Below are 7,109 nucleotides of genomic sequence, written 5' to 3'. Positions count from 1 at the left end.
GTCAGCGACGAAGACGTAGTTAAGTCAATTCAAGAAGAACGGGCACGACAGCGGGCAGAGAGTGAACGGCAAGAGAAAGCACGTGAGGAACATATGCGTAAGGTTATTGAATACAAAGTGAAACGTGCCCGTGCTGGGCTGACGTACTAAGGTGGTGACTTCATGCTAGATTACCGATTTCACCACATGAGAGATGTACGAGACGAGAAACACGAACTAGCGGTTACTGCTAATCGAATCAGCCAACCGTTCAAAATGCTAAATTCATTAGTCAACTTGCGTGTCGATGTAGAAGCGGGTTGGAAAGAGGACACCAAACTGTACGTTAAATTCGAGTGGAGTACAGACGGTTCTATCTTCTATGAAGTTGGGACGTTTGCCATCATTGACGAACACCACGGAATTATCTTTCCGAAATGGGGCGACTATATTCGTTACGAAATCATTGTAGAGGGCGACGACCAGTGCTTAGACGTCGTGTTGAGGTTCTGACATGAAAGAGATGACAGAATCAGCTTACAAGAAACTGTTGAATGAAACGTACAAGGATGACGTAACAATGGTCAGTCGATACGTGAACCTCCGTGCTACAGCTGTCTTTGCTTGTAAGCGTTGTGGCGTAACCTTCTACAATCGAACGTCATACATGATTGGTACTGCTGAAGGTAGACACCATTTGTGTGATGAACGCTATGCCAGCACGAATACTAATGCCCGTAAGCGAGTAGCGAGAAGTAATAAAAAATAGGGGTTGATTCACTCTAATTGAGTGGGTTAACCCTCTTTTTTTTGTTTTAAAAATCCTGCCGTAAAATTTTTTATCGAGATTCAGCTAATAGATTAGCAAGAAACCTTAACCACCCCTTCTGTAGTGCGACGAGTAAGGTAAGTACCTGTTGAAACAAAACTCGCTGCAACTGACAGGGATGTTTTGTGGTTGGAAACGTTGGTGTGGTGCGGTTTGTGACAAAAAGGTTCTAAAAATATAGTGTATATCTTGTAACTAGCTGACCGACCCCCTACAGACCCCCCTATCCCCCCATGTACCCCCTTCATGGTTACTCGATCTTCAATGTCGAATTATGTCTAATAGACCCTAGCCATACACGTATGGTCGTGCTGATCTGTTCGTTATTCTCTTTCCTTCTTTCACTTCGTTCTTCTCTTCTTCATCGTTCCTTCGTCATTCGCTTCTTCGTTCTTGTTCTCTTTCTCTCGCTGTTCATGCGTCTCTTTGTGCCGTGCTTCTGACCACTACTTGTGACAGTGGCTTTTGATAGTGTCTCAGCCCGCTTTGCCTCGTCCTTCTTCGTTGACACTCAGTTGTGTTCACTTATGATTGGTTGCATATCATGTCTATGTAAGGGGCATACAGCCCCCTTCTCTTACCCGAAGATTTTCAGTGCGTAATATACCGCACCTAAGAAATCGTGAAGAAATCCGACTAATACTGCTAATCCTGAGATTAGAACCTTAGCCACTTTCACGAATTTCTTAAAGAATTGTTTGTTTCTCATAAGAAATCCTCCCCTTTCATTAGTAGTTTCGTAGTATCCTACTGCTACTGAAAGGAAAATAAATCCCCCTAGAACCAATTATGTGTTCTAGCAACGTCGTACATATAGTACAAGAAGGTGTACCTTTTGATACCGTCTATAAAGGTGTTTAATATACGTTTATTTAATCGGTTAATTGAACTTCATAAACGTATAAAAAGTATTTGACCTTTATATACGTTTGCTTTATATTTAAATCAACAAGTTAAATCGAAAAGGGGAACTACTTTATGGACTTCGGATATATGCGTGTGTCGTCAAAATCTCAGAACTTAGACCGTCAATATGACGCTTTGAAAGATTATGTACCGTTTGATGACCATATTTACAGCGATAAGGCTAGCGGTAAAGACATGGAACGTGAAGGGTTTCAAAACCTTCTTAAAGTCCTGCGTAGCGGTGATACGTTGTACATCAAATCCATTGACCGTCTAGGACGTAACAAAGAACAGATCAAAGAGTATCTTCAATACTTTAAAACAAACAAGATACGATTAAAGATCATTGATATGCCAACTACTATGAGGGATTCGGTTGAAGGTAACGATAATATTATGGATATGGTCAATAGTATTCTTCTAGAGGTGTACACTACGCTGGCACAACAAGAACGTGAAATGATTAAACAGCGACAGCGTGAAGGGATCGAAGTAGCTAAGAAGAACGGTAAGCATTTGGGTAGACCAGCTATCGAACTGCCGAAAGAATGGGACACGCTGTACAAGCGTTGGAAAGATGGAGAAATCAAGGGCGTAGAGTTCATGGATGCTGTGAACATGAAGAAACCAACATTCTACAAAAAAGTGCGAGAATACGAAGAGGCTAAGGGGCTTAGAGAGGGGCTGTGACAGCCTCTTTCGTTTTGTCTAAATAGTTTCTATGTAACGACACTTAGAAGGGCTTACAGGGGCTTGTACGGGCTTGTGCAAGGCCTTTCTACGCACGCATAACAGAACGTCTTATACGGGCTTCTAGAGGCTTTAAAACACGCCTGTGTAGCGGTTTGTGGAATGAAATGTTTTGAGGTTCGGTGTCTAAAAGTAGTGTGCAAGCAATAACACTGCACAAAAAAGAACTATTTCATTCAGCACTCGACCCTAACGGATCTGTCTAACTTCCCTGCTGAAGAAAATAATTCGTTACGCTATAACGTAAATCACTAGGTATGGCGATACTATGCCAATGAAAGCCATTCCCAATTTTCAGATAAGTATTGTCAGCAAACTTTAGTAGCGGTAGAATAGCAGTAACAAAATACGGACGAAACAAAAACGCCACTTCTCCCTCTAAAGCGTCGCCAAACGCAATAGAGATCATAGAAGTGACGGATTTGTATAGCAATGTGTAGTGACATTGCTATTGAAGGTTAGTGGTACAAACCCGTACCAGCTAACTTAGATGAATCTATCATACTAATTTACCTATGTAACTTCAAGGTATTTGGTATAGAAAAGACGTCACTCAATAGCGGATTTCACGAAATTTGCTAACGGGTGGCGTCTTTTTTTGTTGCCTTACATATTTAAAAACTTCATAACGAAGGAATGCCTGAAAAACCTTCTAAAAAACTGAAAGAAGTCAGCTGGGCTTCATGCAAGCGTACATAGGGACGCTAAGGGTAGTGCCGTAACCAGCGGACTGCCGATCTTCGTAAACGATACGAGGGCGGTAGTTGTCTCTTATCGCTATGTCTCTCCCAATCGGGGCATAGCGAGGGTGGAAGCTACCTAAGTGCTGAATGAGGAAAGATAAGGATTCCACGGAATCGAAGGACTATACATGAGTAAACCGCTGAATGTCGTTCACCAGTCGTTAAGGACTCTCTAGCAAAAAGCTAGGGGGGACAACTATAAAGACTAATTACACATGAGTGTAAGGGGCGTTGAAACCACGAGGGCTTATCTGAGTGAGTAGTATGGTCAGGGCGAAAGCCTAGCATTGATTGGGCTGTTACATACGGATACACGACCGACCGACGGAAGAACCGTTACACAGAAATGCCTTTCTTCTTTGCCCCCGATATTTTGACTTTTCGGGCGGTAAGGAAGGCATTTTCTGCCCCAGCCGTTGCACTCCCTCTCTCAAGAAGATGTTGGTTGCGTCGCTGGGTCAACAGTTTTTCGTTAGAAAAACAAAGAAAATGACTTTAAGAACGAACCAAAAATAGAAGCAAAAACGTATAGATCAGAGAAGAGAAGCAAATTAGCGTGTGGAACGATGAAGCAAAACTTAGCGTAGCGTAGTCTAGTTTCTGCTGAAGCAGTTCCCAAACAAGCGAAGCGAAGGCTTAAAAGCCGTAGCTGAGTGCGTTAGTGGAGAGAAGAAGATTGGAAAGGTGGTTTTTCATGTTAATGTCCTTTGTAGCATTTTTAGGTTTTTTTGTTATTGCCTTTTCTCTTAATCGTGTAGGTAAACGTTATGATTCTTTTCACAATAGATTCAAGTTAAGATTTAGTTTTGAACTTTCGATTTACTTAATGGAAATAGCTATTGTTTTTATGTTATTTCAGATTTTTTTACATTTCTTTGGTGAGTCTCTAGGTTATAAAAGAGAGGGGATTTTAAAGGAGTTCATTGATCTATTTACTGTTTATCAGATTTTCCTCTTTGTGGTTCTAAAATTATATGATTCGTATAAATTAGAACCGTATATAGGGATTCAGAATATCCTAGAATCCATAGAGATGTATGTTGCGGAAGGTAAAAAAATCCCTCAAGGTTTAGAAATGGCTTTTCTTGCTGTTAGAGAATATTCAGGTCAGTACGCTTTTTTGGACGGGCTAAACATCGAAAGACTTCTAGAAGATTATGAGAAATTCAGACTGATGGATACTGAACCAGCTAAAGAAAGGGTCGAAGCTATAAGATATGAGATTGATAATATTAAGTCGAGTGTGAAGTTGAATATAGAATATACTAATTCGCATTTGAACTTATCTATTCTTCGTCGGATTAGATTTACCAGCCAAATATCAAAAACCCTCAATGATTAAAAATGTTATTGAGGGTTTTCCGTTTTTACATTTTATTCATTTATACTTTCTCATTACGATAGTTGATTATGGTACATATTAAAATCGCAAGTAAAAGTGTCAACTTTCCGTCCTTTAGCATTGTATACGTTGAAAGTAACGATTGGAAAATTGCCATCAAAAACGTATCCAATTTTATTGGCGATAGGAAATGTAGTTGTTCTGTTTGGTGCAAGGCTAAAACTTGCTTGTCTTTGAGTTAACTTCATTCCAGTTAAAATCCCTTCTGAAAAACGATCAACATTTTTCATTCCTACTACTTGAAGCGTGTAGTCTTTGACTGATGACTTCCCCGCATTTTCTACTATTACGTAAAGAATGTCATCTTCTTCAGATGGATAAATCGCAAGTTCTGCTTTTACGTTCTGAACATAGAATGTGTACCCACTTAAAGCTAGTGCCCCTAAAGCTATGATAAGTTCCCAATTCCAATCACTAACGATTTCCCACATAATCAGATCCCCTTTTATTTAGCTACAGTAAGTGTACGTTGCCGAACCGAAAAAGGGCAAAAAAAGAAGCCCCACAGAACCGTAGTGGTGACGGTCTGAGGGGCAGGGAAAAGGAAATATAAAAAGCCATTCAACTAGTAGGAAAAGATAAGAGATAAGAAACAAAGGCTTACGCCTTGTCTCGATCTTTCAGATCTTCGACCATATTCCAAAGAATCTAATCTTATTTTTTTATCTCTAGTGTTAGTGTCTTTTTAGTTAGTTTAATTTACGTAGTAAATTACAGCGAAGCTGTTATCTTTTAATCTCTTTATCTCTTTACTTAAAAGGCATGGCGAAGGGGTGCTATACAGGTCGCTGAAAAAACGTTCACAATTCATTTTCACGACAACCATCTAAATGGCTTAACAAAGCCGTTTTTGGCGTTCACATTTAAGACACAATTAGGAATGGATTTGTCCTACCTACCTGAACGAGTATCAGCAAAGCTAAGTAGATCCGTGCCCTAATTTGATAGTCACCATATGGAGGGATTATTAAATCGTGAGAATGGCGGTACAAAGCCATTGAGAACGAGGGTTAATCAACGTACCGATGGTGTTACCTTTGACCATTGGTATTAAGCCGTTTTTGGCTGGTAATAGTCCCCGATAATTGCAAAGTGGTGGACTCAGCTATACGAATCATCTTTCTAGCGAGTTTCGTTCAATTGAAGGTGACGACGGTCAAAATGTAGAAATTAGCTAGTATAATGCTAGTGGCTAAAAATCAAATTGAAAGAAGGTGTCAAAATGTTAGTTCGTGATTTGATAGCACTACTAAACGAACCGCACGTAACGGTTGAAAGTATCGCAAAGCCTAGAATAGGTGTAGGTGATCGAAGAGTTAGGAAAGCATTAAAGGAAGCGGGTGCGGTGTATGTAAACCGCCACGGGTGGCACTTTGAAGGTGACGAAGCCAACCTTGACCGCCCGATCCATGACTTTATACGTTCTGAAAGCAATACAAAAGCTAGTAATAACGTAGTGAAAGCTACTAACAACAATAATGCTAGTAATAATGCTAGTGCAAAGCCAGTGATAGAAAAGGTTGTTGCTAGTTCCGATGAAGAAAAAACGATGTTTACGAACGTCTCTAAAAGCGACATCGACAAAATCGACGTGTTACTAGGTAAAAACGAGGCTGGTAAGAAAGATCGTGTTTATCGTGGCTTCTATTTCGACAAAGACATTATTGAAGTGATTGACGGAGTGAAGCACGGGAACAAGTCGGATCTAGTAAACGAGATTGTTAGGCTAGTGCTGAAGGATCGTGGATTACTTTAACTTTTTAAACAACCCACCTGTAAAGTGGGGCTTCACCGTACACAAAAGGGTGGGAAGGTCGAAATGATTTTGACCCAACCTAATTCGAGAACCTAGAAAGGGCGTCCATTGGGCGTCCTTTTGCTATTTGTATCTTTAACTATCGTGTGGGGGTGAAGAAGTGGAAGAAAAGAATTTGCCGTATCGTCAGCCGATTGATTATCGACAAATCGCTGTACTACGGATTTTACGGAATAAAACGCAACGTGAGTTCGCTGACATGATGGAAATCACGCATACGACGCTAAGTGCATTGGAGAATGGAAACAAGAAGTTGACACCGTACTACGAAGACAAGGTACGGAACGTTCTGAAGCGGTTAGCAGTGAGTAATGCTGATATTGTGGCTACTCGGCAACTAGTGAGTAACAAAGAAAGACGAGGTTACCGAGTGTGACCGATCACAACAAGGAAAAGGGGAATTGAAATGGCATTTAACGAGGAATTTATAACAGCGGTCGCACATGGCGACGTCGAAGCAATTGCAGAGGTGAACAAGCTACCACTGCCAGTACGGGTTAATATTGGGATTGAGGTAGATAAAATCCGTATGGAACGTGGCATTGTCCCCATGTCTACAGGGTTCTCAGTGTACGAGAAACAAAAATCAAAATACGTCAGCGACGAAGACGTAGTTAAGTCAATTCAAGAAGAACGGGCACGACAGCGGGCAGAGAGTGAACGGCAAGAGAAAGCACGTGAGGA

7 protein-coding genes are annotated in these 7,109 nt (G+C 40.8%); 6 read left to right on the top strand and 1 reads right to left on the bottom strand.

Annotated features, from left to right (window positions below; all coding sequences use genetic code 11):
• Positions 1–186: 186 nt before the first annotated feature.
• From KNP77_RS15500 to KNP77_RS15490, 3 genes are all read left to right on the top strand, one after another.
• Positions 187–492, top strand: a complete 306-nt coding sequence (locus KNP77_RS15500; protein ID WP_214891693.1) for a hypothetical protein — start codon at positions 187–189, stop codon at positions 490–492.
• A gap of 1,294 nt (positions 493–1,786) precedes the next feature.
• Positions 1,787–2,404, top strand: a complete 618-nt coding sequence (locus tag KNP77_RS15495) for a recombinase family protein (protein WP_214891691.1) — start codon at positions 1,787–1,789, stop codon at positions 2,402–2,404.
• A 1,497-nt stretch (positions 2,405–3,901) separates the two neighbouring features.
• Positions 3,902–4,549: a hypothetical protein gene (locus KNP77_RS15490; RefSeq protein WP_214891689.1), complete on the top strand. Its 648-nt coding sequence runs from the start codon at positions 3,902–3,904 to the stop codon at positions 4,547–4,549.
• A gap of 53 nt (positions 4,550–4,602) precedes the next feature.
• On the opposite strand, the gene KNP77_RS15485 is transcribed toward KNP77_RS15490, so the two are convergent.
• Entirely contained in the window at positions 4,603–5,040 is a 438-nt protein-coding gene (locus KNP77_RS15485) for a hypothetical protein (protein ID WP_214891687.1), read from the bottom strand.
• Between the two features lie 791 nt (positions 5,041–5,831).
• Between KNP77_RS15485 and KNP77_RS15480 the strand changes: the two genes are divergently transcribed.
• The 3 genes from KNP77_RS15480 to KNP77_RS15470 form a co-directional block, all read left to right on the top strand.
• Entirely contained in the window at positions 5,832–6,365 is a 534-nt protein-coding gene (locus KNP77_RS15480) for a hypothetical protein (protein WP_214891685.1), read from the top strand.
• Positions 6,366–6,525: 160 nt separating this feature from the next.
• Positions 6,526–6,801, top strand: coding sequence for a helix-turn-helix domain-containing protein (locus tag KNP77_RS16030; RefSeq protein WP_214891683.1), 276 nt, complete (start codon positions 6,526–6,528; stop codon positions 6,799–6,801).
• Between the two features lie 30 nt (positions 6,802–6,831).
• The coding region (locus tag KNP77_RS15470) for a hypothetical protein (RefSeq protein ID WP_214891681.1) at positions 6,832–7,109 on the top strand (278 nt) is incomplete at its 3' end.

The sequence above is a fragment of the Exiguobacterium sp. s142 genome, from assembly GCF_018618455.1.
GTDB lineage: Bacteria > Bacillota > Bacilli > Exiguobacteriales > Exiguobacteriaceae > Exiguobacterium > Exiguobacterium aurantiacum_A.
The sequence above is the reverse complement of the archived record's forward strand: the minus strand, read 5'-3'. Positions and strand labels throughout refer to the sequence as shown.